Source organism: Providencia sp. PROV114, from assembly GCF_032704305.1.
In the GTDB taxonomy this organism is placed as follows: Bacteria; Pseudomonadota; Gammaproteobacteria; order Enterobacterales; family Enterobacteriaceae; genus Providencia; species Providencia rettgeri.
The window spans coordinates 3,439,294-3,463,023 of record NZ_CP120528.1 but is presented as its reverse complement, the minus strand read 5'-3'; the positions used below and the strand labels follow the sequence as shown (position 1 = coordinate 3,463,023).

Below are 23,730 nucleotides of genomic sequence, written 5' to 3'. Positions count from 1 at the left end.
TTGAGGTGTATCAACCAGGCTCAATAGATTATGTATTAATCTAATTTAACAATTTAGCGGTTGGGAGTGAAACTTATGTGTAGTACTTGTGGATGTGCATCGGGAGAGCGAAAAATTGAGGGGGATGACCATCATCATGGTCACGATCATCATCACGACCATGACCAGCATCATGGTCACGACCACCACCACGATCACGACCATCATGACCACCACCATGATCATGAATCTCACGGGCAAACAGTGATTATTCATCACCATTACTATCATCAAGGTGATGTGCATAACCATTATCACCAATATGAACCCGCACCTGCTGAAAATAAATCTAAAAAGCATAAACACAAACATAAGCATAAACATATTTATCAAACGGCAGAGGCGAGTTTTAAACCAGCTGGGGAACACCATGACCTTGATTATGGTCACGGTGAAGCGGGTACCCATGCACCGGGGATCAGCCAAAAGCGCATGCTACAAATTGAGATGGATGTATTAGATAAAAATAACCATCTGGCAGAACATAACCGCGAGGATTTTAACCAGAAAAATATTTTGGCATTGAACCTCGTTTCTAGCCCGGGTTCTGGTAAAACGACCTTACTCACAGAAACCTTATTAAGACTACGTGACAAAATCAATTGTGCAGTGATTGAAGGTGACCAACAAACCACTAATGATGCACAACGGATCCGCGAAACGGGTGTGCCTGCGATTCAAGTGAATACAGGAAAAGGCTGTCACTTAGATGCACAAATGGTACACGATGCAACGGCACGTTTAGATTTATCAGATAACAGCCTGTTATTTATCGAAAATGTTGGGAACCTCGTGTGCCCTGCCAGTTTTGACTTAGGGGAGCGCCATAAAGTGGCGGTGCTGTCGGTCACGGAAGGGGAAGATAAACCTCTCAAATATCCACATATGTTTGCGGCAGCAGATATTATGTTATTGAATAAAATTGATTTATTGCCATACCTGAATTTTGATGTCGATGCGTGTATTGCCAATGCCAAACAGGTGAACCCCAATATCCAAGTTATTCAAGTGTCTGCGACATGTGGCGAAGGGATGGATGCATGGCTGGCATGGTTGGAGACACAGCTATGTGCTTAGGTATTCCTGGCAAGATAGTTGCAGTTGGTGAAGATATTCACCAACTCGCTCAAGTGGATGTTTGTGGTGTAAAACGCGATGTTAATATTGGCCTAATTTGTGAAGGCGACCCCACTGATTTATTAGGCCAATGGGTATTGGTGCACGTCGGGTTTGCCATGAGTATCATCAATGAAGAAGAAGCACAATCTACCTTGGATGCCTTAACCGCGATGAGTCAATTAGACCATGAAGTTGGTGATTTTAGCGGTTTAAATGCAGGAGCAACAGATGCAGTACGTCGATGAATTTCGCGACCCTGTTCTTGCAAAAGCGCTATTGGCGCATATTCATCAACGGGTGAATGAAATACCTCAAGCGAAACGACGTCCATTGCAGCTCATGGAAGTCTGTGGAGGCCATACCCACGCGATTTTTAAGTTTGGTATTGACCAGTTATTACCCGCTGAAATTGAATTTGTTCATGGGCCAGGTTGCCCTGTGTGCGTTTTACCAATGGGACGAATTGATGGCTGTATTGAAATTGCACAGCACCCAGAGGTTATCTTTTGTACTTATGGTGATGCAATGCGAGTGCCGGGCGAAAAGGGCTCTTTACTTGACGCCAAGCGTAATGGGGCGGATGTCCGCATCGTTTATTCACCGCTAGATGCTTTGGCATTAGCAGAGCAGCATCCCCATCGCCAAGTGGTTTTCTTTGGCTTAGGCTTTGAAACCACCATGCCGAGCACCGCAATCACCTTGCAGCAAGCAAAACGCCGCCAACTAGCCAATTTTAGTGTGTTCTGCCAGCATATTACGATTATTCCCACCTTGCGTAGCTTACTTGAACAACCGGATGTGCGTATTGACGGTTTTTTAGCGCCAGGGCACGTGAGCATGGTGATTGGCGCGCATCCCTACCAGTTTATTACCGAAGACTTCCATAAGCCTTTGGTTGTCACAGGGTTTGAACCCCTAGATATTTTGCAGTCATTAGCCATGTTAATTGACCAAATCGCCGATGGCCGTTGTGAGGTAGAAAACCAATATAAACGCATTGTGGCTAATGAAGGCAACCTGTTAGCACTTAAGGCGCTAGAGGAAGTTTTTGAACTCAAACAAACCAGTGAGTGGCGCGGATTGGGGGAAATTGCAGGTTCAGGGGTTCAATTAACCCAAGCTTATCAATTTTTTGATGCCGAGAGGCGTTTTCAGGTACAGCCCCATAAAGTGGCGGATGACCCGCAAGCGCGCTGTGGTGAGGTTTTAACAGGGCGCTGTAAGCCCAGCGAATGTACGTTATTTGGGCGTCGTTGTACGCCACAAACTGCTTTTGGTGCATTAATGGTTTCTTCTGAAGGTGCCTGTGCAGCTTATTATCAATATCGTCGGGAGGCATAAATGAGTCGTAATGCTAACAATGTAGTGACGATGGCTCACGGAAGTGGTGGGCAGGCGATGCAGCAATTAATTGAACAACTGTTCTTGCAGGCATTTGCTAACCAAGCGTTGAATGAGCGGGAAGACCAAGCTCGGCTAGCACTGGCGGAAATGACCGTATTAGGCGACCGTTTGGCATTCAGTACTGATAGCTATGTCGTCGACCCGATTTTCTTTCCCGGGGGCAATATTGGTAAATTAGCCGTTTGCGGCACAGTGAATGACGTTGCAGTCAGTGGTGCGATCCCCAAATACCTTTCTTGCGGTTTTATTTTGGAAGAAGGCTTTCCACTTTCTGAACTTACCTCAATTGTGGAATCCATGGCGGCAACGGCAGCGGCTGCGGGTGTGGATATTGTGACCGGCGATACCAAAGTCGTGCAGCGCGGGGCGGCAGACAAAATTTTTATCAATACGGCCGGTATTGGTGTGATCCCGAGCAATATCCAGTGGGGAGCTCAGCATATTCAAGCGGGGGATAAAGTGATTGTTAGTGGTACGTTGGGTGACCATGGTGCCACTATCTTAAACCTACGCGAACAACTTGGGTTAGAAGCGGAGCTTTGCAGTGATTGTGCAGTATTAACGCCATTGATAGCACCGCTACGTGAAATTGACGGCGTTCGGGCATTACGAGACGCAACTCGTGGTGGTGTAACGGCAATCCTACATGAATTTGCCCAAGCTAGCGGCTGTGGAATTGCTGTTAATGAAGGCGATTTACCTGTCTCTTCTGTGGTTAGGGGGGTGTGTGAGCTATTGGGCTTAGAGCCGTTAAACTTTGCGAATGAAGGCAAATTAGTGATTGTGGTGAAACCTGAAGCGGAAAGTGCGGTGATTGCTGCACTACACCAACACCCATTAGGGAAAGATGCAGCCACGATTGGTTGTGTGACTGAGCAAAAACAAGTCAAATTGGTTGGGATCTTCGGTACATCAAGGTTATTAGATTTACCCCACAGTGAGCCTTTACCCCGTATTTGTTAATTGAAAATGCCCTATAGATAAAACCTATAGGGCGTTCAAATCTATTAACGTCTTAACATACCTTTATCGATAATAAACTCGATAATGGTTTCTAAGCCGACTTTTTTCTTTAAGTTAGTAAACACATAGGGCTTTACTGGGCGCATTCTTGCGGTATCGGCTTCCATCACTTCTAATGAGGCGCCGACATAGGGTGCAAGGTCAATTTTGTTAATCACCAATAAATCGGAATGAGTGATCCCCGGGCCGCCTTTACGTGGGATTTTTTCGCCTTCAGCAACATCGATAACATAAATAGTTAAGTCTGCCAGCTCTGGACTAAACGTCGCGCTGAGGTTATCGCCGCCGCTTTCCACAAACACGATATCAAGGTTTTTATGGCGCATGGCTAACTCTTCAACTGCCGCTAAATTCATTGATGCATCTTCACGAATAGCGGTATGAGGGCAGCCACCAGTTTCAACACCAATAATGCGATCTGCATCTAATGCTTCGGCACGGGTTAAAATTTTGGCATCTTCTTGGGTGTAAATATCATTAGTGACAACGGCAATTTGGTAAGTGTCGCGCATGGCTTTACATAACACTTCTAATAATGCGGTTTTTCCTGAGCCGACTGGCCCACCGACACCAATTCTTAAGGGTTGATTATATTCTTGCATAGCATTTTTCTCATGAACGAAAAAGTCGTGTGTATTGGGTTTCATGCCGACTACTGGCAATAATTTGTGCAGGTGTAAAACTGCCAATATCGTCTATTGGCCAGATTGCCGATTGCGTAACCACTTCGGGTATGCGCTCAGCAAGGGTAAATAAAATATTTTGCCCTGCGCTTTGCCCTAAAGGGATAAGCTTAACACCGGACATCACCGTGTTTTCTAGCCAACCCCATGCATACGCGGTGCACAATTTTTCAACGTCAATCTGCCAATTTACTGCGGCGAGAGCGAAAGCCATTAGCTGGGTTTGTTTCACGCAGGTTTGCAGGTTAGCATCCAGTTCAATACCTAGCTGAGGAAGTAGTCGGGCAAAAGCAATTCCTCGTTGCCGTTCTTCTTGACGCAATTCTTTGGTTTCACGGCTGGCAATCATAAATTCACACCAATATTTCACCGCTTCAATATCACCAAGGGAAAGGGAAGTATGAATTTGCCGTAAAACAGGGAGTTCCAATGTCGCAATCGCATGGGTCATTTGTGCGGTTAGCCAGCCAGCAAGGGTATCAGGTGTCGTTACCCAGCCTTTTTCAATCGCCCATTCTAGGCCTTGTGAATAGGTAAATGACCCAACAGGTAAAGAAGGGCTAACTAACTGGTATAAGCGTAGATCTGCTAACATAGGCAAACTCCCTGAACCCGATTAGTGGTGGTGATCATCGTGGCCGTGATGGTGGTGATGACCACCTGATGAGCCGCCATAGGCCCCTGGTTCTGGTTGGTATTTTTCTAAACCAACACTGACGGTAGCGCCTAATCCACGGGCCATATCATCTAGCACATGGTCATGAAAATAACGGCACCAGCCCGCTTCAATTTGCAATGGAACATGGCGGTTACCTAAGTGATAGCAAACGCGAGCAAGCAACAGAGCGTCATCACTGTAAACCGTAGAAACTTGCTCTTTCGCGGCTTCGATGGTGACTAACTCGCCGTCTTCAGTGGATAAAACATCGCCTTCCTTCAGGATGGTTCCGCGCGGCAAAAATAGCCCCGCTTCTTGCCCATCGCTTAAAGTGACTTTTAAACGGCTTTTGGTGCGCTCATCCATGGTTAAGCACAGGGTTAACGCGGTTGGTGAATGCGGTTGTGGAGCAACCACTTTAATAAATTTTTTCATTCTCAGGCTCTTTTAATTAGGGGTCAGAATAAAAAGTAACGTTGTGCCATCGGTAACTCAGTCGCTGGTTCACACACTAGTGGGATGCCATCGGCTTTGACAATATAAGTTTGTGGGTCAAGTTCGATGTGCGGCACATAACTGTTGTGAACCATTGAGGTTTTGCTAATGTTTCGACAGCCTTCAACCCGGCCAATTTTGCTCTGTAGGCCTAATTTTTCAGGAACACCTGCTTCAATACCGGCTTTTGACATAAAAATCATCGAGGTATGGTATTTTGCTTTACCTAACGCCCCAAACATCGGGCGGTAATGTACTGGCTGTGGCGTCGGGATTGCCGCGTTAATATCGCCCATTGGCGCATAGGCGACCATTCCCCCTTTCATGATAAGGGCGGGTTTGATACCAAAAAATGCAGGGTCCCATAACACGATATCAGCTAATTTGCCGATTTCTACCGAACCGACTTCATGGGCGATACCGTGGGCGATAGCGGGGTTAATGGTATATTTCGCCACATAGCGTTTGATACGGTTATTGTCGCTATCGAGAGTGTCGCCTTCTAACGTCCCACGCTGTAATTTCATTTTATGAGCGCATTGCCAAGTACGAGTAATCACTTCGCCAACGCGTCCCATGGCTTGTGAGTCTGAAGACATCACAGAAATTGCACCCATATCGTGCAAAATATCCTCCGCAGCAATGGTTTCACGGCGAATTCGAGACTCAGCAAAAGCCACATCTTCTGGAATCGATGGGTCTAAGTGGTGGCAAACCATTAGCATATCCAAGTGCTCATCAACGGTATTGATGGTGTATGGCATCGTTGGGTTGGTCGATGCAGGCAGGATATTCGGTTCCCCAACAGATTTGATGACGTCAGGGGCATGGCCACCGCCAGCACCTTCAGTATGGAATACGTGGATCACTCGCCCTGCAATAGCTTTCACGGTTTCTTCATAAAAACCACCTTCATTTAGCGTATCTGAATGGATAGCCACTTGCACATCCATTTCATCGGCCACATTCAAGCAGTTGTGAATAGCCATTGGGGTAGCGCCCCAGTCTTCGTGAATTTTTAAGCCTATTGCGCCTGCTTCGATCTGTTCGCGAATCGCTTCGGGCTGACTGACACAGCCTTTACCAAATAGCCCGACGTTGATCGGCAGTTCATCAACGGCTTCTAACATGCGGTACATATTCCAAATACCGGGGGTGACGGTCGTGGCATTAGTACCCGCCACAGGGCCAGTTCCACCACCTATAAAGGTGGTAACACCGGAAACCAGACCTTCTTCTGCCTGTTGTGGGCAAATAAAATGAATGTGAGTATCAACGCCACCCGCGGTGATAATTTTACCTTCACCAGCAACCACTTCTGTACCGGGGCCGATAACGATATCGACATTGGGTTGAACATCAGGGTTACCTGCTTTACCAATTCCCGCAATACGGCCGTTTTTAATTCCGATATCCGCTTTAACAATGCCCCAGTGGTCTAAAATAATGGCATTAGTGATTAACACATCGACACACTGGTCACTGGTGACTTGGCTTTGACCCATGCCGTCACGAATAACTTTACCGCCACCAAATTTGACCTCTTCACCATAGGTGGTGAAATCTTTTTCGATCTCTAGAAATAATTCTGTATCAGCTAAGCGCAAGCGGTCACCGATTGTGGGACCAAACATATCCGCATACGCTTGACGAGAGATTGTTTTCATTATTAATTCTCACTCTCTAACTTGCCCATGACTTTGCCATGGAAACCATAAATTTCTCGTTTGCCACTAAAAGCGACGAGCTCAACAGTACGACTTTGTCCAGGTTCAAAACGCACCGCCATACCCGCTGGGATATTCAAACGAAAACCCAGTGTGCCTACGCGCTCAAATTTTAGGGCGTCGTTGACTTCATAAAAATGATAGTGAGAGCCAATTTGAATCGGGCGGTCACCATGGTTGGCAACTTGTATTGTTTGGGTTTCTCGACCTGCATTGAGTTCGATATCGCCTAAAGCGTGGTTGACTTTAATTTCACCGGGGATCATGTTGTTACCTATACAATCGGGTCGTGAATAGAAACCAGTTTTGTGCCATCAGGAAATGTACATTCCACTTGAATGTCTTTGATCATTTCTGGCACGCCTTCCATTACCTGCTCTGCGGTTAACACGGTTCGGCCTTCGCTCATTAATTGGGCAACCGTCTTGCCATCACGGGCGCCTTCCATAATCGCACAACTGATCAATGCGACCGCCTCAGGGTAATTGAGCTTTAATCCACGGGCTAAACGCCTTTCAGCAACGAGGCCTGCCGTAAAAAGCAATAATTTATCTTTTTCTCTGGGGGTTAATTCCATTTTTTGCTCCTAAAAAACGTTTAAGTTGCCCAAATACGCGGCGGATCAGGGTAATAACCTAACCAGTATTGTCTTGTTGCCTGCCAAATATGGGCGAAGCAAGCCATCATGGGCTCGGTTTGAGAACCTAATAACCGCAATACTAAAATACCGTCTACATCAGTCAGTCCATACTCAAGCGGCTTCACTTCCGTAGAGAAAAACACGGCCAAACTCTCGTGAAGTTCAGCTTTTAATTCATCGCTGGCGGGGTAGATATACAAGGAACCTACCATAGGAAATTCACGCATGACGGCTGACTGTTTTTGTGAACCCTCGATAAATATGGATTCTGCCAAGGTGAGTTTGTCATCAATATAAAACTGCAAGCGGCCCCGAATATCACCGTTGTCGAATTGCTCGTTTAATACGGGTCGGCCTAAACATTGGATTTCCCAGCCGATAAATTTTGATGAACTTGCGATTCGAACATGAGTCTCTAAGCGAACTTGAGCCTCAGGGAAAAAAATATTTTCTTGAGGTAACCATTCTAAGAACCCATTGGGCGCGACGGTTAAGCTTTGTAGTTGTCGTGCAACGCCGCCCGCACTACGATAAAATTTTGTTGCACCAGGCGTGGTCAATAACGCATGGGCATGTGGTTGAACATCAATATTGATAAGGAGTTTATCCCCCCCGACAACGCCACCGGGTGGATGAAGTAAATACGTGTGTGCAATTCCTTGCTCGGGGTAGAATGGCCGCTGAACCATTAAAGGGCCGATATGTTGTTTGTCCGTTAAGCGGGTGACGCCACGTTTTAGTTCATATCGTAAAAAAATTTCAGCTAACCAGCCTGATCCTGAAAAATCAGACATACTTTCTCCTGCAACTCAGTCAACTAAAAATACGCGAACATGTTTAGCTATACCCCAGCAAAAATTGGGTATTTATGATGTAAAAGCTAATGCAAGTAGGGTAGGGTGTGAGTGAATACCAAAATCATTATTATTATGCAGTGTTGTTGGCTGCATGTGTCTGCCGCGCGATTCTACACCTTATATCGAAAATTGCCTTTCAATTAAACAGCATTTTATTTAGAAAATATAACAACCATCAAAATAACAGTAAAAAATGAGCGTATATCTATATTGCGATTTCAGCGTAACGGGACTATATTCTCATCCGCACTGATATGGGGTTGATATGCTTTTGCTACGTGGCTTTATATCTATTCAACAATCCCTTTTCTTGGGAAGTCATTCTGACATTAACTGCAGTTTATAGAGATTATGGAATATAAATTCTTTCTTTCGGAAAGCCAAATGGTGTTAAAAGCGTTTTATATTGAAAACGCGATGATAGCCATGTTAACTGGCGCGAAAGGAAATGTCGTGATCAACGGTCAATCCATTGAAATTGAAACCGATGTCACCTTAATTATTCCTAAATATAGCCAAGTTTCTTGCAATATTGTGTGTAACACCGTGAATCAGCCGCTTGAATTACACACCTTGTCGATGTCAGAAGAAGAATTACAATCGGTATTTTTATTACTAAAAACATTGATGAAGTCGGGTGCGCCACTGACTAGCCACCAACCCATTTACCATGTTTCTCCCCCTGAAACGGTGAGAGATAACTTTAGTTTATTAAAACAATGCTTACCATTAAAAAAACAGAGTGAATCCCAAGAAGCATTGTTAATGAAACAGAGCCTATATTTTATTTTAATGGCGGTATATCAAGAGGGTATCGATATTCTTAACCTGTTTCGTTTTAATTATGATGAACCGAAAAACCAAGCAATTACCCATTTGATAACCCAAGAACCGCAAAAAAAATGGCATTTAGACGATGTCGCGAAAGCGTTATTTACGACACCTTCAACTTTGCGTCGCCATTTGAACCGTGAAGGGGTGTCATTTCGTCAATTACTGCTAGATGTTCGAATGGGAATGGCGTTGAATTATTTAACATTTTCGAATTATTCTGTTTTTCAAATTAGTCATCGTTGCGGTTTTGGCAGTAATGCCTATTTTTGCGATGTATTTAAGCGAAAATACAATATGACGCCTTCTCAATTTCGGTTGCAATCAAGGCAGTCGAACGACCCGAATTTTATTACCAATTTGTCCTTGCACTCTAACCCAATTGAATTTGACAAAGAAATTGATGAGTAGTTGTTAAGGTAAGTCAAATAACGGCTTAATTTTGACGGTTTCTCGAATAAATTCGCTGTTCTATTGATGTAGCGCCTAGCAATCAGGGCGTTAAATTTAATATAACTCATATTGGTTACTCTACACATAGTGAATATCTCACCAATAGCGACATTAATGAAAATAACGTCATTAATTATATGAAATAAAAAATAAAATCTGTCTATAGAGGGATGTATGATTAAAAATATCGTTGCCGCAATGTGCTTGATGGGGCTCACACTGCAAGCACAGGCGGCAGAACCGGCTCAATCACAAACTTTACGTTTAGCGATTGGCTCAGAGCCAACAGAGGGTTTTGACCCCATGCTCGGGTGGAGCCACGGCAGCTACCTACTGTTGCATAGCCCATTACTGAAACAAAAGGCTGACCTTTCATGGCATAGCTATATGCTTGAAAGTTATCAACATAATGCAGATGGTAAACAGTGGACACTCAAGCTGAAAAAAGGCTTAAAATTTTCCGATGGCTCACCGTTAACGGCAAAAGATGTTGTATTTACCTATAACAATGCTGCGGCAAGTGGCGGTAAGGTGGACATGGGGAATTTTGCCAAAGCAGAGGAAATTGACCCACTCACCGTAAAAATCACCTTATCTTCCCCACAAAGTACCTTTATTAATGTACTTGGTTCGTTAGGGATTGTTTGTGCCGATAAATATGATGCGAAAACCTATGCACATAACCCAATTGGCGCAGGCCCTTATCGTTTAGTTGCATTCCAGCCGGGGCAGCAACTGATTGTCGAGCAAAATCCGTATTATGCAGGGCCAAAAAATGACTTTGGTAAAATGGTCTTTGTTTTCCTTGATGAAGATGCGGCCTTTGCGGCGGCACAAAGCAATCAACTGGAAATTGTTCGTATCCCTGCTGCGGTAGCGGCGAATGCTAATGATGTGAAAAACATGAAATTGGTTGAGCGCTATAGCGTGGAAAACCGCGGCATTTCTTTCCCAATTCCACCTGCCGGTGAGAAAGATGCTCAAGGTAACCCTATCGGTAACGACATCACTTCAGATGTTGCTGTCCGTAAAGCCATTAACTATGCTCTTGACCGTAAACTATTAGCGGAATCCGTGTTGGAAGGCTTTGCCGTACCGGCTTATACCGGCGTTGCAGGGCTGCCATGGAATAGCCCAGACTCCGCTTTTAAAGATGGTGATCTTGAAAAAGCGAAATCCATTTTAGAAGATGCGGGATGGAAGCTGAATAAAGAGGGCTTACGTGAGAAAAATGGCAAAGTGGCAAAACTGACATTATGGTATGCCAGTGGTGATACCACACGTCGTGACCTTGCGCAGGCAATCCGTTCAAGCTTAAAACCGATTGGTATCGAGATGGATTTAAAATCGGGGAGCTGGGAAACCGTTGAGCTACACATGCATGCTAACCCAACACTTTTTGGTTGGGGAAGCTTAGACCCGATGGAAATTGTCCATAATTACAGTAGTAAAGCAGCAGGTGTTGGCTTTTATAACCCTGGTTATTATAAAAATGCAGCCGTTGATGAGCTAATCGAAAAAGCGTTAGCACAAGCTGACCAAGACGCGGCGATTCCGTTATGGCAACAAGTAGATTGGAACGGTAGCACGGGAGTTGGTATTAAAGGTGATGCTCCGTGGGCTTGGTTGATGAACCTACAACATATTTATTTACTGAATAATTGTGTTGATTTAGGTACCAGTGCTCCTGAAATTCACGGATCTTGGTCGGTGTTAAATAATGTCGATGAATGGGCGTGGACCTGTCAGTAATGCGAACCGCACTTGGGCTTTTATTGCGATTTTTTGGTTTATTAACCGTAACGGCAGCGGGGATTTTTATCCTGCTGAGTTACTCGCCTATCGACCCAATAAAAGCCTATATTGGCAATGACTTACTGCACGTGCCTCCTGAGCAATATGCGCTAATTGCTGCGCGATGGGGGCTTGATCAGCCTTTATGGGTACAGTTCTGGCGTTGGTTTTCACAAGTATTACAGGGGGATTTGGGCTATTCCATGCTCTATAATACCCCTGTAATTCAAGTGATTGCTGACCGCCTTGTGCCTTCTTTAGCATTGCTTATTTGTGCTTGGTTGTTTTCTGGTATTGTGGGTTTTGCGCTAGGGTTAGTCGCTGGGCGTTATTTAAACCGCTGGCCAGACAAACTTATCTCAACATTATGCTATTTACTTGCTTCAATTCCTGTTTTTTGGGTCGGTTTGCTGTTGCTGTCTTTGTTCGCGGTGACATTACAATGGGCTCCAATATGCTGCGCTTGGCCGATAGGCTTGGATGAGCAAACGGCAACTTTTTCACAGAAACTTCATCACCTAATTTTGCCTGTAATTGCGTTGGGTATGCTAGGCGTGGGTAATATCGCATTGCATACACGAGCCAAAGTTGTTGAGGTGATGAGCAGTGAATTTATTCATTACGCACGGGCTCAAGGGGATAATGGCTGGTCAATGATGGGTTTTCACGTGTTGAAACATGCCATCACCCCCGCAATTTGTTTGCAGTTTGCTTCTGTAGGTGAATTATTGAGTGGGGCATTGCTAGCTGAAAAAGTATTTGCCTATCCAGGCTTAGGTCAGGCAACGATAGATGCGGGGCTACGTGGAGATATTCCCTTGTTGATGGGGATCGTCATGTTATGCGCTACGCTAATATTTTTAAGCAATACGGTAGCAGACAGCCTGCTAAAAAAAGTGAATAAGGGAGTGATGAGAGGATCATGACCTATAACCCTAATCGCGCCTTATTTAAGTTAGCTTTCTCATTACTTTTATTGGTCATCGTTAGTATTTATGCGTTTGGCCTCTCCCTTAATGATATTGAAATGAATTTACTCGATAGGCGCTTGCCACCTTCGTGGGCGCATCTATTTGGTACAGATAATTTAGGGCGTGATTTATTTGCCAGAACCTTTCAAGGTGTGGCAACAAGTTTGCAAATTGGCCTTATGGCTGCCATTACCAGTGGTTCCATTGCTCTTGTCATGGCGGGGTTATCTTCAATAAGCAAAGTTATGGACTACGTGGTGCGTGGCATTATTGATGCTATGTTGGCATTGCCGCATCTTTTATTACTGGTATTGATTTGTTTTACGCTGGGTGGTGGAAAAATGGGGGTGATTTGGGCCGTTGCACTGACACATTGGCCAAAATTAGCCTTAATTTTACGTTCGGAGTTACAACGAGTTAGTCAGTCAGATTACATTATGTTATCTCAACGTATTGGTAACAGTGCGTTTTATCGTTGGCGTTATCATTATTTACCCATGATTTTGCCGCAATGGATGGTAGGAACGTTGTTAATGTTTCCCCATGCGGTTTTACACAGTGCGGCATTAAGTTTCTTAGGTTTTGGTTTGTCGCCCCATGAACCCTCACTGGGTATTTTATTATCTGATGCATTGCGCTACCTCAGCACAGGTGCTTGGTGGCTGGTGGTTTTCCCAGGCGTTGCATTAGTCGGATTAGTGTTATTATTTGACCAATTTGCTAAAGCCTTGCAGCAGCTATGGTTGAAGGGGGGCGTATGTTGAGTCTTGATAATCTCACCGTAGATGTCGCGCAGTTTCGTTGGTTAGGGCGTAAACGTTGGGCTCCGTTACTACAAGGAATTTCCTTAGATATTCAGCCCGGTGAGATGGTTGCACTCGTAGGTGGGAGCGGGGAAGGTAAGAGCTTGTTATTACAGAGTGTTTTGGGGTTACTTCCCCATAATATGCGCTGTCGTGGCGGTATTCACCTTAATGGTAAAAGGCTGACGGAACAAAACAAAGCTCAGCACCGTGGTAATGCATTATGCTATATTCCTCAAGGGGTTAGCGCGCTTAATCCGCTAATTCGTATCGGCCCACAATTAGAACGTGCCGCAGTGTTAAGTGGGCAGCATATTAAAATGCACGATGTTGCACGGCACTTACAGCAATATAATTTGCAAAGCTCACTAGTGTATAGCTACCCAAACCAGTTATCCGGTGGAATGGCAAAACGGGTACTCGCCAGCAGTGCGACACTTTCCCGCGCACAATATATTTTAGCGGATGAAATCTCATCATGGTTGGATGACGACCATGCGATGCAACTGCTCGAAAATATAAAATCACTGTGTCACGTTGGCCGAGGTGTTTTATGGGTCACCCATGATTTATCCATGGCTGTGCGTTTTGCTGACCGCATCGCCTTATTACGTAACGGAGAGTTGGAAGAAGTGCTAAGCAGCCAACAACTGCAACAAGGCGGTGGTGGAAAATGGCTACAATCGTTGTGGAATGCGTTACCTGAACATCAATTTATGGCAAGTAAATGAGTATTACTGAACCTATTTTACAAGTAAATAATTTATGTATTGATCAAGGTGGGCAACGGCTGTGGGATGACTTTAGTTTGTCACTGGCTAGCGGTGAACGCCTTGGAATATCTGCGCCCAGTGGTTTTGGTAAAACTACGTTAGGCCGAGTATTAGCTCAGTGGCAAAAAGCATCCCAAGGAACCATTCTATTTGACGGCCAACCATTGCCTCGACATGGTTATTGTCCGGTTCAATTAGTCCCTCAGCATCCAGAGAAAAGTTTTAACCCATACCGTAAGGTCGGTGCGAGTGTATTTGATGCTTGGCAGCCAGACTCTCACTGGTTAGCGTATTTTTCGATTAAACCTGCATGGCTAGAAAGGCTTCCCAGTGAGTTATCCGGTGGTGAGCTTGCTCGTATCGCCTTATTGCGAGCACTTGACCCGCGAACGAAAATTTTGATTGCTGATGAAATCACCGCACAGTTAGACGCCAATTTGCAAAAAGAGATTTGGCAGTTGTTAGTGAGATTATCGGAAGAGCGCCCATTGGCGATGATTATTTTTAGCCATAACAAAGCGTTATTAGAAAAAGTGTGTAGCCGTGTTTTTAGCCCAGATAAATAAAAGGTTATGTTATGCCATCGGTTATGACGGCATAACTATAATTCAATTATTCAGTAATTTGGGCCAGTTTATCAATTTCTTTTAATAAATCATTGACATTCGGGCGATAGCCAATCCCATCGTTAACACCTTCCGTATAGGTCGATTTTCTTATCAGTTCGCGCATTCCCCAAGCAGATAAAATAATTTGATGTTGTTTAGCATAGCCTTGAAGTAATGCTAATGCGCCTGCACACAAAGGAGTCGCACTAGATGTACCTGAGTAATCTTTTGTGTAATTGCGTTCATTACCGGGGTATTTTTGTAGTGAGCCATACCCTGTGGTTGTAACACTCCAATCTCCCCATGAATTAATTAATGAACTTTTTTGATTGTAATTAGAAAAATAAGCACGACTTCCAGTCTGATTATTACACGCGCCAACTAACATACTGCCATTATCACCGAAATCAGTCATAACTCCGGGTTCACTTAAATCTAACCCACCATTACCGGCTGCCAATATAACCGTTGCACCTTTGTCGACCATAATTTTGATTCTTTCCCACCAATTACGCACAGCTGTGGCAGGAAGTAATTTTTCGCCAAAAGAAAATTGAATGTCTAAGCTTACAATATCACCAGGCTGGGCATCATTAGTAAGTTGATCGAGATCATCAGTATCATAGAAATAAAATTGACAATTGTGTGCAATGCCAGTTACACCAAATGCATTTTTAGTGGCAATAATACAGCCTGTTGATGCGGTACCATGATTACAATCTTGGGTTTCAGGGCGGCTACTAACGACGATCAGATTTGAATTTTTGAGATCTTCATGGTTTTTGTAAACACCAAAGTCTAAATGGCGTACTACGGCTTGCGAACCATCAATGTTTTTTTCCCATGCGTTTCTCACATTCATACCCATTGGTGCATCTAAATATTTTTGTAAATAAGTGAAATTAGGGGTTATCTCATTGCTACTGGTGTCTTCTTCTAGAACTTGACTATTTAAAGGGAGTTTTGGCGGAAGATAGCCGGTCGTGTCAGGACAAATACAGCAATAGCTGACATAATCTAATTGTTCAATCTTTTGTGATAGTTCAAGTAAACGATCAAAATTATCTTCTCCATAAAGGTTTAGGTATTCATATTGTTTAACAGAGGATTCAATATTTGATTTGATTAATATTAATTTTGAATTCATTAGTTCATTTGGTAATATATCCATAATCAAATGCGAACTTTTTATTTCAGATTTAATTTCTAAAAAATATTTATTAATTCCATCTATTTTATGATTTATTGTTTTTGATTTGGATTCTTTTTTAATATTTTGCTTGGTTTTCTGTTGGGCGAAGTAATAGCTAGCAGGGCTATCAATTAGGTGGTGAATGTTTTTATTGCTATCTATAAATGAAATGGTTACGTGGTAGTTCCCCGATTTATCTACCTTGAAAAGATAATGGTCATTATTAGTTGATATGGTTTCTATATTTTCATTATCTAAAAATAAGCTAATGGTGACTGTTTTTTTGTTTCTATTATCAAAGTTAACGACAATGCCATTTGAATATTTATCGATAAATTTAAAGGTTTTTATATTCATATATTCTCTTTTTATATAACATATATTGATATGCTTTTAATTATTTAAGCATTAAGTTGGGTATGTTATTTAAAAGGGAAATTGTATTTACGACAAGATTGATAATTTAATAGAATTTAATGGAAACTATAATTTTAATATAAATAATAAATTAATTTATTTTGGTTTTGACAAATGTCATAGGGATATCTATACCCATCCTCTATTTTAAATCCCTCAAATGAAAATGATAACCATTACTATTATTGGGGTGAATATATGTCTTATCGTTTAAAACGGCACCAATTGGCGCATTGTATTGCACTCACTTTAGGCATAGGTACTTTGGCGACACCAATTGGGTTCGCTGCACCAGCAGGCACACCAGACAAACTGATCGTCACGTCTTCAACAGGCCAAAGCCGTTTGTCACCGAGTGAACAGCAAGAAAAAGATAAACTTGAAAAAGTAGCTGGTGGAACCAATTTAGTTGTTATCGAAAAAGAAACTCGCCTTGCTACCTTACAAGACGCCTTGGATTACCAGCCTGGGTTGGTTATCCAAAATTTCTTTGGGGGGATTGACCAGCCGCGTTTAAATATTCGCGGCTCTGGCGTGCAAAGTGCACCGCTTGCTCGTGGTGTATTGCTGCTGCAAGATGGCTTACCCGCAACGGATGCAGACGGCAGTTTTCACATCAGTACCTTAGAAATGCGTGATGCGCGGATGGTGAGCGTACGCCGCGGCGCAAATAGCCTTAACCCACAAAGTAACAGCTTGGGCGGTGAATTGGATGTGCTCTCTTACACTGGCCGAAGTGAGCAAGGGCGCCTACGTTATGAGTACGGCTCCCATGGGCGCGAAGGGCTACAAACTGCCTTCGGTGGTGTTTCTGATGATGGGTTATTTGATGGGCGTATTAATTTCACTTATGACCATTTTGATGGTTATCGCAAACACTCTGCTTCCCAACGTAAAACGTTACGCAGCAACTTTGGTTATGTGACTGATAACTTTGAAAACCGAACTTGGCTGAGTTGGACAGATTTGCGCTTTGACGTTGCGGGGCCAGTTTCTGAAGAGGTATTAAATAATAACCCAACAGAGGTGTACCCAATGGTTTGGTTGCGTGATCCTCACCGTAATGTTGAGCAATTCCGAGTGGCTAACCGCTCTGACTGGCAAGTGGATAACCAAGCAATTGGTGCAGGAGTTTGGCACATTCGTACTCATGATAATTTTACTACTCCCGCTTACTACCGGTTTAGCCGCAGCCACAGTGAAGGGCTGCAATTTACCTATAATATTGAAACTGAGCCCGTGACATATCGTACAGCTCTTGCATGGGACCAAATGACCTTGCAGACTGAATTAATGCAAAATCGTAAAGGGACACCCGCAGACAAAACAAAAATAGGTAAATATGATGGCCGAGCTGAAAACCTCTACGGCAGTGTTGGGGTAGACTTACATATTACGCCAACAGTGACCGTTAATTTAGATGTGAAAGGCACACATGCGCGCCGTGATGTAGAAAAACGACAGAGTCATTTGTCGTTAGACCAAAGTTGGACATTTTGGACACCAAAAGCGGGAGTGATTTGGCGACCAACGGAAAGCCAGCGTTACTTTGCTAATATCAGTGCGAGTGAAGAACCTGCAACATTTTGGGAAATTATTAACTCCAGCAATGGAAAATTGACGAAACTCTCACCACAAAAAGCCATTACTTATGAAATTGGGGGAGAAGGCGATGTCACCGATGGGTTGAAATGGAGCCTTGCGCTGTACCGTAGCCAAATTAAAGATGAGTATATTACCACTTATGACAGTGCAGGAACTGTCGTTGGTGTGTTTAATTATGCCGCGAAAACTCGCCATCAAGGCTTAGAAGCTGGGCTTACAGGACGTGTTGGCGCAGGTCCGGGGGATATCAATTACCGAGTTTCTTGGACTTATAATGATTTCCGTTTCATGGGCGGTGAATATAATGGCAACTATATCGCGGGTATTCCACGTAATATTGTTGCTGCCGAGGTGTTATATGAAATTGGGGATTGGAGTGTTGGGCCTAATATTCATTGGGCACCTACGGATATGGCAGTTGACCACCAAAACAACCTTGATATTCAAAAACGTAAACATTATGCCGTACTGGGGCTGAAAGGTAGTTATAAGCCTACAGAGCAGTGGTCTGTGTATTTATCGATGGATAATTTAACCGATGAGCGCTATGCAACAACATCGGTTGCCAACCAAACCGTCACAGCAAAAGACAGCACTTTATTCCCCGGTATGGGGTTTAATGTGAATGGTGGCGTAACCTATAATTTCTAATAATAAATAAACGCATTAATATTGGTTAATGCGTGGTTGTTAAAATGGGCGCTGTGCAGAAATAGATAATTGCGTTAAGTAGTTTTCATTATGGATATGCACAGTGTCTTTCTCGATATCAATAAACCCTTTTTGCCGCCACCCTGAAACCAACCGGCTGAGTGTTTCGTAGCGTATGCCTAATTTAGCGGCGAGCTGGCCCCGAGATAAAGGTAAAACAATATCTGAAGTTAGTTGTTTATGTTTTAAATCAAGAATATAAGCAGCCAAGCGTTGTTCAGCAGAACTTGAAGTTAGCCAATCAATATGGTTAATGTTTTCATACAGTTTGCTACTAAAACGCATGAGTAGCTTTTCCATAATTTGTGGGCAGGCATGGCAAAGCCGTAAAATATCACGTTTATCGAGTAGCAAGGCTTCACCGTCGGTTTTTGCCCGTAAACTCATAGGATAGCGGTTATGTGGCATAAAAACGGCTGCGATGGCAACAATTTCCCCTGTGCAAAATAAACCAAAAATTTTTTCCTCGCCCAAATAAGTGTGGCGATACACCTCGATTTGCCCGCTTATCATCAAAGGGCAATGCTTAAATGGTTCTCCTTCATGGTTCAGGATTTCACCACTTTTAAAGCGAATATGGCCACAATTTTCCAGCAGTAATGCCAGTTTTTCATCTTCTATCCCATTAAACAGTAAGCACGATTTTATGGCATTGAGTGATTGTGTATGGGGGAAAACGTTTTTGACAAATGTCATAGGTCATCCTCTTACGCCGTCTTAGAATGGCATAAGTATAAATGATAATCATACACATTATCAATTGAGATCTTAGCAGAGAGCTGAATAACCCTATGATAAATAATGCTTTTAGACTCATCGCCGTTTTTCTGACCTTGTGGGGGATGGGCAACGTATATGCATCACAAGCCGTTGATTTCACAGATATGTCAGGGGATAAAATTCATTTGTCAGCCCCTGCAAAACGTATTGTCGTGATCCCAATCCCTGCCGCTTCGATGTTAGTTGGTATGGATGAAAGCAGTGAAAAATTAGTTGGAATGCATCCTTTTGCAAAGGTTGCTGCGCGAGATGGCATGTTAAGCCAAATGTTTTCTTCTGTTTTACAGGTGAATTCAAATGTCGTAGGTAACAACTTTACACCAAATATTGAAGCATTGCTTAATGTGGAGCCCGATCTGGTATGGCAATGGGGTCATCGAGGGGATGATATTATTTCCCCTATGCGTGATGCAGGGCTGACTGTTGCTACGTTAGATTATGGGCAAGAACGCTATACGCAAGAGTGGGTTCGCCTAATGGGACAAACACTTGGCCACAATGATAAAGCACAGAAGATGATCCAGTGGCGCCAAGAAGTTGTCGATACACTCTCAGCAACTACCGCTGAAATACCAGAAGCGCAGCAGCCTCGTGTTCTGTATCTCTCCCATTTTAACCAGAGTATTCAAACATTTGGCTCAACATCACACAACAACGCGGATTTTGCATTGGCGGGTGGAGTGAGTTTAAACCGCGACCTCACTGGGCCAAGAACGCTCAATATTGAGCAAATTCTTGTTTGGGACCCTGACATTATTCTATTGGGTAATTTCGAAGAGGGGTTATCGCCAGCTGACGTTTATCGCAATCCCATGTTAAGCGAAGTCACTGCAGTGAAAAACCAGCGCGTATATAAGCTTCCTATTGGTGGTTTTATCTGGGATGCACCAAACCAAGAAACACCGCTGTATTGGCAATGGTTATCAATGATTTTTCATCCAGAAACGATGAAAATGCCATTGCGTGAGGAAATTCGCCTGAGATATCAGCAACTTTATGGCTATGACGTGTCTGATGAGCAAATTGACGGCATTTTGCAAATGGAGATGAACAAAAATAGCCAGCACTACATCTCTTTAATGGGGAAACCGCATGCGTAAGCCCCAATATCTTTGGCTCGTTTTCGCCATTTGCCTATTGTTGACGTTTGTTTTGGCACTAAGTTGTGGCCGCTACCCGGTTTCGTTTTCTGCGGTTTGGCATATTCTCTATGACACCATTTTGGGTAACGAGATGATGGGGAACTATAGTCGTACGGAACAAAATGTCGTGTTAAATGTGCGCTTACCACGAGTTCTGATAGCAGGTACAGCAGGGGCTGGGGTGGCGGTTGCGGGGGCGGCTTTGCAAGGCATTTTCCGTAACCCATTAGTTGGGCCGCAAATTATTGGCGTCTCATCTGGAGCCGCATTGGGTGGCGCGCTAGCTATTTTGTTATTTTCTTCTTTGTTGATCACCATTTCATTGGCTTTTGTCGGTGGGTTGTTAGCTATCGTGCTAGTTTTTTTACTCGGCTTGAATCGCCAAGGCAGCCAGCTATTAATGTTAATCCTTGCGGGGGTGATTATTAATGCTTTTTTTGCTGCATTAATTTCGTTAATTACCTATTTTGCAGACCCTAATAATACTTTGCAAACCATTGTTTTTTGGCTTATGGGCAGCTTTGCCAGTGCGTCTTATCTTAAACTTAATATTGTTTTTCCTGTTGTTATGGTCTGTGTTTTAGTCATTTTTGCACTGCGTTTTCGTATCAATGTGCTCTCCTTAGGGGAAGAAAATGCACAAGCCTTAGGGATGAAAATTAATAGAACCCGTTGGGCCGTGTTACTCAGCGTGACTTTGATCACTAGTGCGACAGTGGCGGTATCCGGCACCATCGGCTGGGTAGGGCTGATTGTTCCGCATATTGCACGGCTAGTGGTAGGACATGATCACCGGATATTACTGCCCGCTAGTGCAGTTATTGGTGGGATTTATATGGTAGCTGTCGACACCTTTGCCCGCAGTATGACGAATGCGGAAATTCCATTAAGTGTGATCACCGCACTAATCGGTGCCCCCATTTTTGCACTACTGATCCATACATTAAATAAAAAGGTGGCCGATTTATGATCCAAGTTGAACACCTTAATTTCAAAATTGCACAGCGCCAGTTATTTACGAATTTAACTTTTCAGCAGCCCAAAGGCAGCATTGGCGCGATTTTAGGGCCGAATGGCCGTGGAAAAACCACCTTATTAAAACTCTTGCTCGGTTTACAAAAAGGATCAACAGGCAATATTTCACTAAATGCCCCCGTCGCTTATGTTCCACAGCTTAGTGGTTCACTATTTCATTATTCTGTTCGCACCATGGTGAGTCTCGGGCGTATTCGTCACTTGCCGTGGTATGCCTCACCCAATGAAAAAGATAACCAAATTGTAGAGCGGTGTTTAGCGTACTTAGGCATAAGTAATTTTGCGGACCAACCCTTTAACTGTCTCAGTGGAGGGGAAAAACAAATGGTTATGATTGCGAGAGCATTAGCCAGTGAACCAAAAATTTTGATTCTGGATGAACCGACATCCGCGTTGGATCTTGCCAACCAAGACAGTGTGCTCAGCGTTTTACGTGATTTAGCCATACATCGCGGAATGACCATCTTATTTACGAGTCATTATCCACAGCATGCGCTGCATATCGCTGACTATTCATTATTGCTGTTTAACAGTAGCGGCTGTTTATTTGGTGAAACTGAACAAATTTTAACGGAAGAAAACCTGACACAACTGTACCAATTACCTGTTGCAATTATGCCAATGGACTATCAAGGCCGGCAGACCCAAGGGGTCATTCCGCTATTTAGATAACTGAATGAAAATGATTAAATTAAGGAATATAAACGATGAGCAATAACACAATAACACCCGCAGAAGCGCTGATTATCAATCAGTTAATTAATTATACCGAACAAGGTATTGCAAGCCGTGTATTAGCGAAAAATGGTGGGGGGAATATCACCTTATTTGCTTTTGATAAAGGCCAAGCGCTCTCTGAACACAGCGCCCCTTTTGACGCCATTGTGATGGTTGTTGAAGGGAGTTTACAACTCACCATCGAAGGTAAGCCAGTGACGGCTAAACCTGGGGAAATTGTCAGAATGCCGGCTAATATCCCTCATGCGGTAGATGCACTTGAACCCGCAAAAATGCTGTTAGTTATGTTACGTGAGCCTGAAATGGCTTGTACACACTAACTTGGAGGTGCAAATGGACCAATCATTTACTGCCCATGAAGCAGGGCACAAATTTCTAGCTCGTTTGGGGAAAAAACGCCTACGCCCAGGAGGGAAAGAAGCAACCGAGTGGTTACTTAGCCAATCAGGATTACATAAGAACAGCCAAGTTCTTGAAGTTGCGTGTAATATGGGAACCACAGCTATTGAAATTGCCTCTCAATTTCATTGCCATATTACAGGTATTGATATGGACAAACAGGCGCTTGCACAAGCACAAAAAAACGTTGCGAATAAAGGGTTAACAGAATTAGTGACAATTCAAATGGCAGATGCATCGAAATTACCGTTTGAGGATAACAGTTTTGATGTGGTCATTAATGAAGCCATGCTAACCATGTACGCTGATAAAGCGAAAGCAAAGCTATTGCAGGAGTACTATCGAGTACTAAAGCCAGGCGGATGTTTATTAACCCATGATATTGCATTTAAGGATGCCCAAGCTGTCCAAAATGTCGTTTCTCAAATGCAACAAGCGATTAATGTCAAAGCGCAACCATTACCGGAAACACAGTGGGTGGAATTATTCCAACAAGTGGGCTTTCAGCAAGTGGTATCCCATACTGGCCCAATGACGCTATTATCGCCAAAAGGGTTAATTTACGATGAAGGTGTATTCGGTGCGCTAAAGATTATCCGCAATGCATTGAAGAAAGAAAACCGTCCTCAATTTTTGCGTATGTTCCGTCATTTTCGGCAAAATCGTGGAAAATTGAATTATATTGCAGTCGTTAGCGTGAAGTAACCTATAGGAAGATCTTACGCAGGGATGCGTGATTTGTATTTTTATGTTGAATAACCTTATATTTTATATTGCTAATAATAATAATTCTTATATTTATCTTGATTCTTAGTTACTGTTGATAATAATTA

Annotated in this window: 25 protein-coding genes; 16 read left to right on the top strand and 9 right to left on the bottom strand. The window is 43.4% G+C overall.

What is annotated here, in order from left to right:
* Window positions 1–75 precede the first annotated feature (75 nt).
* From hypB to hypE, 4 genes are read left to right on the top strand one after another with little or no spacing between them, the layout of a single operon-like run.
* Window positions 76–1,116, top strand: a complete 1,041-nt coding sequence (gene hypB / locus P3L37_RS15475) for a hydrogenase nickel incorporation protein HypB (protein ID WP_109911745.1) — start codon at window positions 76–78, stop codon at window positions 1,114–1,116.
* Window positions 1,107–1,403 (top strand): hydrogenase maturation factor HybG, encoded by a 297-nt coding sequence (gene hybG / locus P3L37_RS15470; RefSeq protein WP_109911746.1) that lies wholly within the window; start codon window positions 1,107–1,109, stop codon window positions 1,401–1,403. Before hypB ends, hybG begins: the two co-directional genes overlap by 10 nt.
* Window positions 1,387–2,499, top strand: a complete 1,113-nt coding sequence (hypD, locus tag P3L37_RS15465; protein ID WP_004908463.1) for a hydrogenase formation protein HypD — start codon at window positions 1,387–1,389, stop codon at window positions 2,497–2,499. Before hybG ends, hypD begins: the two co-directional genes overlap by 17 nt.
* Entirely contained in the window at window positions 2,500–3,525 is a 1,026-nt protein-coding gene (gene hypE / locus P3L37_RS15460; protein ID WP_071524532.1) for a hydrogenase expression/formation protein HypE, read from the top strand.
* A 44-nt stretch (window positions 3,526–3,569) separates the two neighbouring features.
* Here hypE and ureG read toward each other — a convergent pair whose 3' ends face one another.
* Genes ureG through P3L37_RS15425 form a run of 7 tightly spaced genes read right to left on the bottom strand, consistent with a single transcriptional unit; the run spans window position 3,570 to window position 8,582 of the window.
* Window positions 3,570–4,187: an urease accessory protein UreG gene (gene ureG / locus P3L37_RS15455; protein WP_004908472.1), complete on the bottom strand. Its 618-nt coding sequence runs from the start codon at window positions 4,185–4,187 to the stop codon at window positions 3,570–3,572.
* A 10-nt stretch (window positions 4,188–4,197) separates the two neighbouring features.
* On the bottom strand, window positions 4,198–4,863 hold the full coding sequence (locus P3L37_RS15450; RefSeq protein ID WP_109911747.1) for an urease accessory protein UreF: 666 nt from the start codon (window positions 4,861–4,863) through the stop codon (window positions 4,198–4,200).
* 21 nt (window positions 4,864–4,884) lie between these two features.
* The gene (gene ureE, locus P3L37_RS15445; protein WP_109911748.1) at window positions 4,885–5,361 is read right to left on the bottom strand and encodes an urease accessory protein UreE; all 477 of its coding nucleotides are present in this window, start codon (window positions 5,359–5,361) and stop codon (window positions 4,885–4,887) included.
* Between the two features lie 23 nt (window positions 5,362–5,384).
* The gene (ureC, locus tag P3L37_RS15440) at window positions 5,385–7,088 is read right to left on the bottom strand and encodes an urease subunit alpha (protein WP_222959909.1); all 1,704 of its coding nucleotides are present in this window, start codon (window positions 7,086–7,088) and stop codon (window positions 5,385–5,387) included.
* Between the two features lie 2 nt (window positions 7,089–7,090).
* Window positions 7,091–7,414, bottom strand: coding sequence for an urease subunit beta (locus P3L37_RS15435; RefSeq protein WP_004908481.1), 324 nt, complete (start codon window positions 7,412–7,414; stop codon window positions 7,091–7,093).
* Between the two features lie 8 nt (window positions 7,415–7,422).
* Entirely contained in the window at window positions 7,423–7,725 is a 303-nt protein-coding gene (locus P3L37_RS15430; RefSeq protein WP_004908484.1) for an urease subunit gamma, read from the bottom strand.
* Between the two features lie 20 nt (window positions 7,726–7,745).
* Window positions 7,746–8,582, bottom strand: coding sequence for an urease accessory protein UreD (locus P3L37_RS15425; RefSeq protein WP_109911750.1), 837 nt, complete (start codon window positions 8,580–8,582; stop codon window positions 7,746–7,748).
* A gap of 447 nt (window positions 8,583–9,029) precedes the next feature.
* Here P3L37_RS15425 and P3L37_RS15420 point away from each other — a divergent pair, with 447 nt between their 5' ends.
* The 6 genes from P3L37_RS15420 (at window position 9,030) to P3L37_RS15395 (ending at window position 14,836) form a co-directional block, all read left to right on the top strand.
* Window positions 9,030–9,887: an AraC family transcriptional regulator gene (locus tag P3L37_RS15420; RefSeq protein ID WP_004908486.1), complete on the top strand. Its 858-nt coding sequence runs from the start codon at window positions 9,030–9,032 to the stop codon at window positions 9,885–9,887.
* A 240-nt stretch (window positions 9,888–10,127) separates the two neighbouring features.
* On the top strand, window positions 10,128–11,681 hold the full coding sequence (locus P3L37_RS15415) for an ABC transporter substrate-binding protein (RefSeq protein WP_272575798.1): 1,554 nt from the start codon (window positions 10,128–10,130) through the stop codon (window positions 11,679–11,681).
* Window positions 11,681–12,649, top strand: a complete 969-nt coding sequence (locus tag P3L37_RS15410) for an ABC transporter permease (protein WP_004908492.1) — start codon at window positions 11,681–11,683, stop codon at window positions 12,647–12,649. Before P3L37_RS15415 ends, P3L37_RS15410 begins: the two co-directional genes overlap by 1 nt.
* Complete coding sequence (locus tag P3L37_RS15405) at window positions 12,646–13,458, top strand: ABC transporter permease (protein WP_272667398.1); 813 nt, start codon at window positions 12,646–12,648, stop codon at window positions 13,456–13,458. The genes P3L37_RS15410 and P3L37_RS15405 overlap by 4 nt, the downstream gene beginning before the upstream one ends.
* The gene (locus P3L37_RS15400) at window positions 13,452–14,228 is read left to right on the top strand and encodes an ATP-binding cassette domain-containing protein (protein WP_109911752.1); all 777 of its coding nucleotides are present in this window, start codon (window positions 13,452–13,454) and stop codon (window positions 14,226–14,228) included. Before P3L37_RS15405 ends, P3L37_RS15400 begins: the two co-directional genes overlap by 7 nt.
* A 14-nt stretch (window positions 14,229–14,242) precedes the next feature.
* A complete protein-coding gene (locus tag P3L37_RS15395) occupies window positions 14,243–14,836 on the top strand; it encodes an ATP-binding cassette domain-containing protein (protein ID WP_262417033.1) in 594 nt (197 codons plus the stop codon).
* A 46-nt stretch (window positions 14,837–14,882) separates the two neighbouring features.
* On the opposite strand, the gene P3L37_RS15390 is transcribed toward P3L37_RS15395, so the two are convergent.
* Entirely contained in the window at window positions 14,883–16,427 is a 1,545-nt protein-coding gene (locus P3L37_RS15390; RefSeq protein WP_109911754.1) for a S8 family serine peptidase, read from the bottom strand.
* A 258-nt stretch (window positions 16,428–16,685) separates the two neighbouring features.
* Here P3L37_RS15390 and P3L37_RS15385 point away from each other — a divergent pair, with 258 nt between their 5' ends.
* Window positions 16,686–18,743: a TonB-dependent receptor family protein gene (locus P3L37_RS15385; RefSeq protein WP_109911755.1), complete on the top strand. Its 2,058-nt coding sequence runs from the start codon at window positions 16,686–16,688 to the stop codon at window positions 18,741–18,743.
* Window positions 18,744–18,782: 39 nt separating this feature from the next.
* Here P3L37_RS15385 and P3L37_RS15380 read toward each other — a convergent pair whose 3' ends face one another.
* Window positions 18,783–19,499 (bottom strand): Crp/Fnr family transcriptional regulator, encoded by a 717-nt coding sequence (locus tag P3L37_RS15380; protein ID WP_109911756.1) that lies wholly within the window; start codon window positions 19,497–19,499, stop codon window positions 18,783–18,785.
* A 95-nt stretch (window positions 19,500–19,594) separates the two neighbouring features.
* Between P3L37_RS15380 and P3L37_RS15375 the strand changes: the two genes are divergently transcribed.
* Genes P3L37_RS15375 through P3L37_RS15355 form a run of 5 tightly spaced genes read left to right on the top strand, consistent with a single transcriptional unit; the run spans window position 19,595 to window position 23,602 of the window.
* Entirely contained in the window at window positions 19,595–20,683 is a 1,089-nt protein-coding gene (locus P3L37_RS15375; RefSeq protein WP_109911757.1) for an ABC transporter substrate-binding protein, read from the top strand.
* Window positions 20,676–21,695, top strand: coding sequence for a FecCD family ABC transporter permease (locus P3L37_RS15370; protein WP_272667397.1), 1,020 nt, complete (start codon window positions 20,676–20,678; stop codon window positions 21,693–21,695). Before P3L37_RS15375 ends, P3L37_RS15370 begins: the two co-directional genes overlap by 8 nt.
* A complete protein-coding gene (locus tag P3L37_RS15365) occupies window positions 21,692–22,432 on the top strand; it encodes an ABC transporter ATP-binding protein (RefSeq protein ID WP_109911759.1) in 741 nt (246 codons plus the stop codon). Before P3L37_RS15370 ends, P3L37_RS15365 begins: the two co-directional genes overlap by 4 nt.
* A 35-nt stretch (window positions 22,433–22,467) precedes the next feature.
* Window positions 22,468–22,818: a cupin domain-containing protein gene (locus P3L37_RS15360; RefSeq protein ID WP_004908515.1), complete on the top strand. Its 351-nt coding sequence runs from the start codon at window positions 22,468–22,470 to the stop codon at window positions 22,816–22,818.
* A gap of 13 nt (window positions 22,819–22,831) precedes the next feature.
* Window positions 22,832–23,602, top strand: a complete 771-nt coding sequence (locus P3L37_RS15355) for a class I SAM-dependent methyltransferase (protein ID WP_109911760.1) — start codon at window positions 22,832–22,834, stop codon at window positions 23,600–23,602.
* The last annotated feature ends 128 nt before the right edge of the window (window positions 23,603–23,730 follow it).

Coding starts and splice junctions, on each gene's coding strand:
- P3L37_RS15370 (WP_272667397.1), top strand. CDS start 20,676: ATGCGTAAGCCCCAATATCTTTGGCTCGTTTTCGCCATTTGCCTATTG.
- hypD (WP_004908463.1), top strand. CDS start 1,387: ATGCAGTACGTCGATGAATTTCGCGACCCTGTTCTTGCAAAAGCGCTA.
- P3L37_RS15390 (WP_109911754.1), bottom strand. CDS start 16,427: ATGAATATAAAAACCTTTAAATTTATCGATAAATATTCAAATGGCATT.
- P3L37_RS15375 (WP_109911757.1), top strand. CDS start 19,595: ATGATAAATAATGCTTTTAGACTCATCGCCGTTTTTCTGACCTTGTGG.
- P3L37_RS15355 (WP_109911760.1), top strand. CDS start 22,832: ATGGACCAATCATTTACTGCCCATGAAGCAGGGCACAAATTTCTAGCT.
- ureG (WP_004908472.1), bottom strand. CDS start 4,187: ATGCAAGAATATAATCAACCCTTAAGAATTGGTGTCGGTGGGCCAGTC.
- P3L37_RS15385 (WP_109911755.1), top strand. CDS start 16,686: ATGTCTTATCGTTTAAAACGGCACCAATTGGCGCATTGTATTGCACTC.
- P3L37_RS15450 (WP_109911747.1), bottom strand. CDS start 4,863: ATGTTAGCAGATCTACGCTTATACCAGTTAGTTAGCCCTTCTTTACCT.
- P3L37_RS15420 (WP_004908486.1), top strand. CDS start 9,030: ATGGTGTTAAAAGCGTTTTATATTGAAAACGCGATGATAGCCATGTTA.
- P3L37_RS15380 (WP_109911756.1), bottom strand. CDS start 19,499: ATGACATTTGTCAAAAACGTTTTCCCCCATACACAATCACTCAATGCC.
- P3L37_RS15435 (WP_004908481.1), bottom strand. CDS start 7,414: ATGATCCCCGGTGAAATTAAAGTCAACCACGCTTTAGGCGATATCGAA.
- P3L37_RS15430 (WP_004908484.1), bottom strand. CDS start 7,725: ATGGAATTAACCCCCAGAGAAAAAGATAAATTATTGCTTTTTACGGCA.
- P3L37_RS15360 (WP_004908515.1), top strand. CDS start 22,468: ATGAGCAATAACACAATAACACCCGCAGAAGCGCTGATTATCAATCAG.
- P3L37_RS15410 (WP_004908492.1), top strand. CDS start 11,681: ATGCGAACCGCACTTGGGCTTTTATTGCGATTTTTTGGTTTATTAACC.
- ureC (WP_222959909.1), bottom strand. CDS start 7,088: ATGAAAACAATCTCTCGTCAAGCGTATGCGGATATGTTTGGTCCCACA.
- P3L37_RS15400 (WP_109911752.1), top strand. CDS start 13,452: ATGTTGAGTCTTGATAATCTCACCGTAGATGTCGCGCAGTTTCGTTGG.
- ureE (WP_109911748.1), bottom strand. CDS start 5,361: ATGAAAAAATTTATTAAAGTGGTTGCTCCACAACCGCATTCACCAACC.
- P3L37_RS15415 (WP_272575798.1), top strand. CDS start 10,128: ATGTGCTTGATGGGGCTCACACTGCAAGCACAGGCGGCAGAACCGGCT.
- P3L37_RS15405 (WP_272667398.1), top strand. CDS start 12,646: ATGACCTATAACCCTAATCGCGCCTTATTTAAGTTAGCTTTCTCATTA.
- P3L37_RS15365 (WP_109911759.1), top strand. CDS start 21,692: ATGATCCAAGTTGAACACCTTAATTTCAAAATTGCACAGCGCCAGTTA.
- hypB (WP_109911745.1), top strand. CDS start 76: ATGTGTAGTACTTGTGGATGTGCATCGGGAGAGCGAAAAATTGAGGGG.
- hybG (WP_109911746.1), top strand. CDS start 1,107: ATGTGCTTAGGTATTCCTGGCAAGATAGTTGCAGTTGGTGAAGATATT.
- hypE (WP_071524532.1), top strand. CDS start 2,500: ATGAGTCGTAATGCTAACAATGTAGTGACGATGGCTCACGGAAGTGGT.
- P3L37_RS15425 (WP_109911750.1), bottom strand. CDS start 8,582: ATGTCTGATTTTTCAGGATCAGGCTGGTTAGCTGAAATTTTTTTACGA.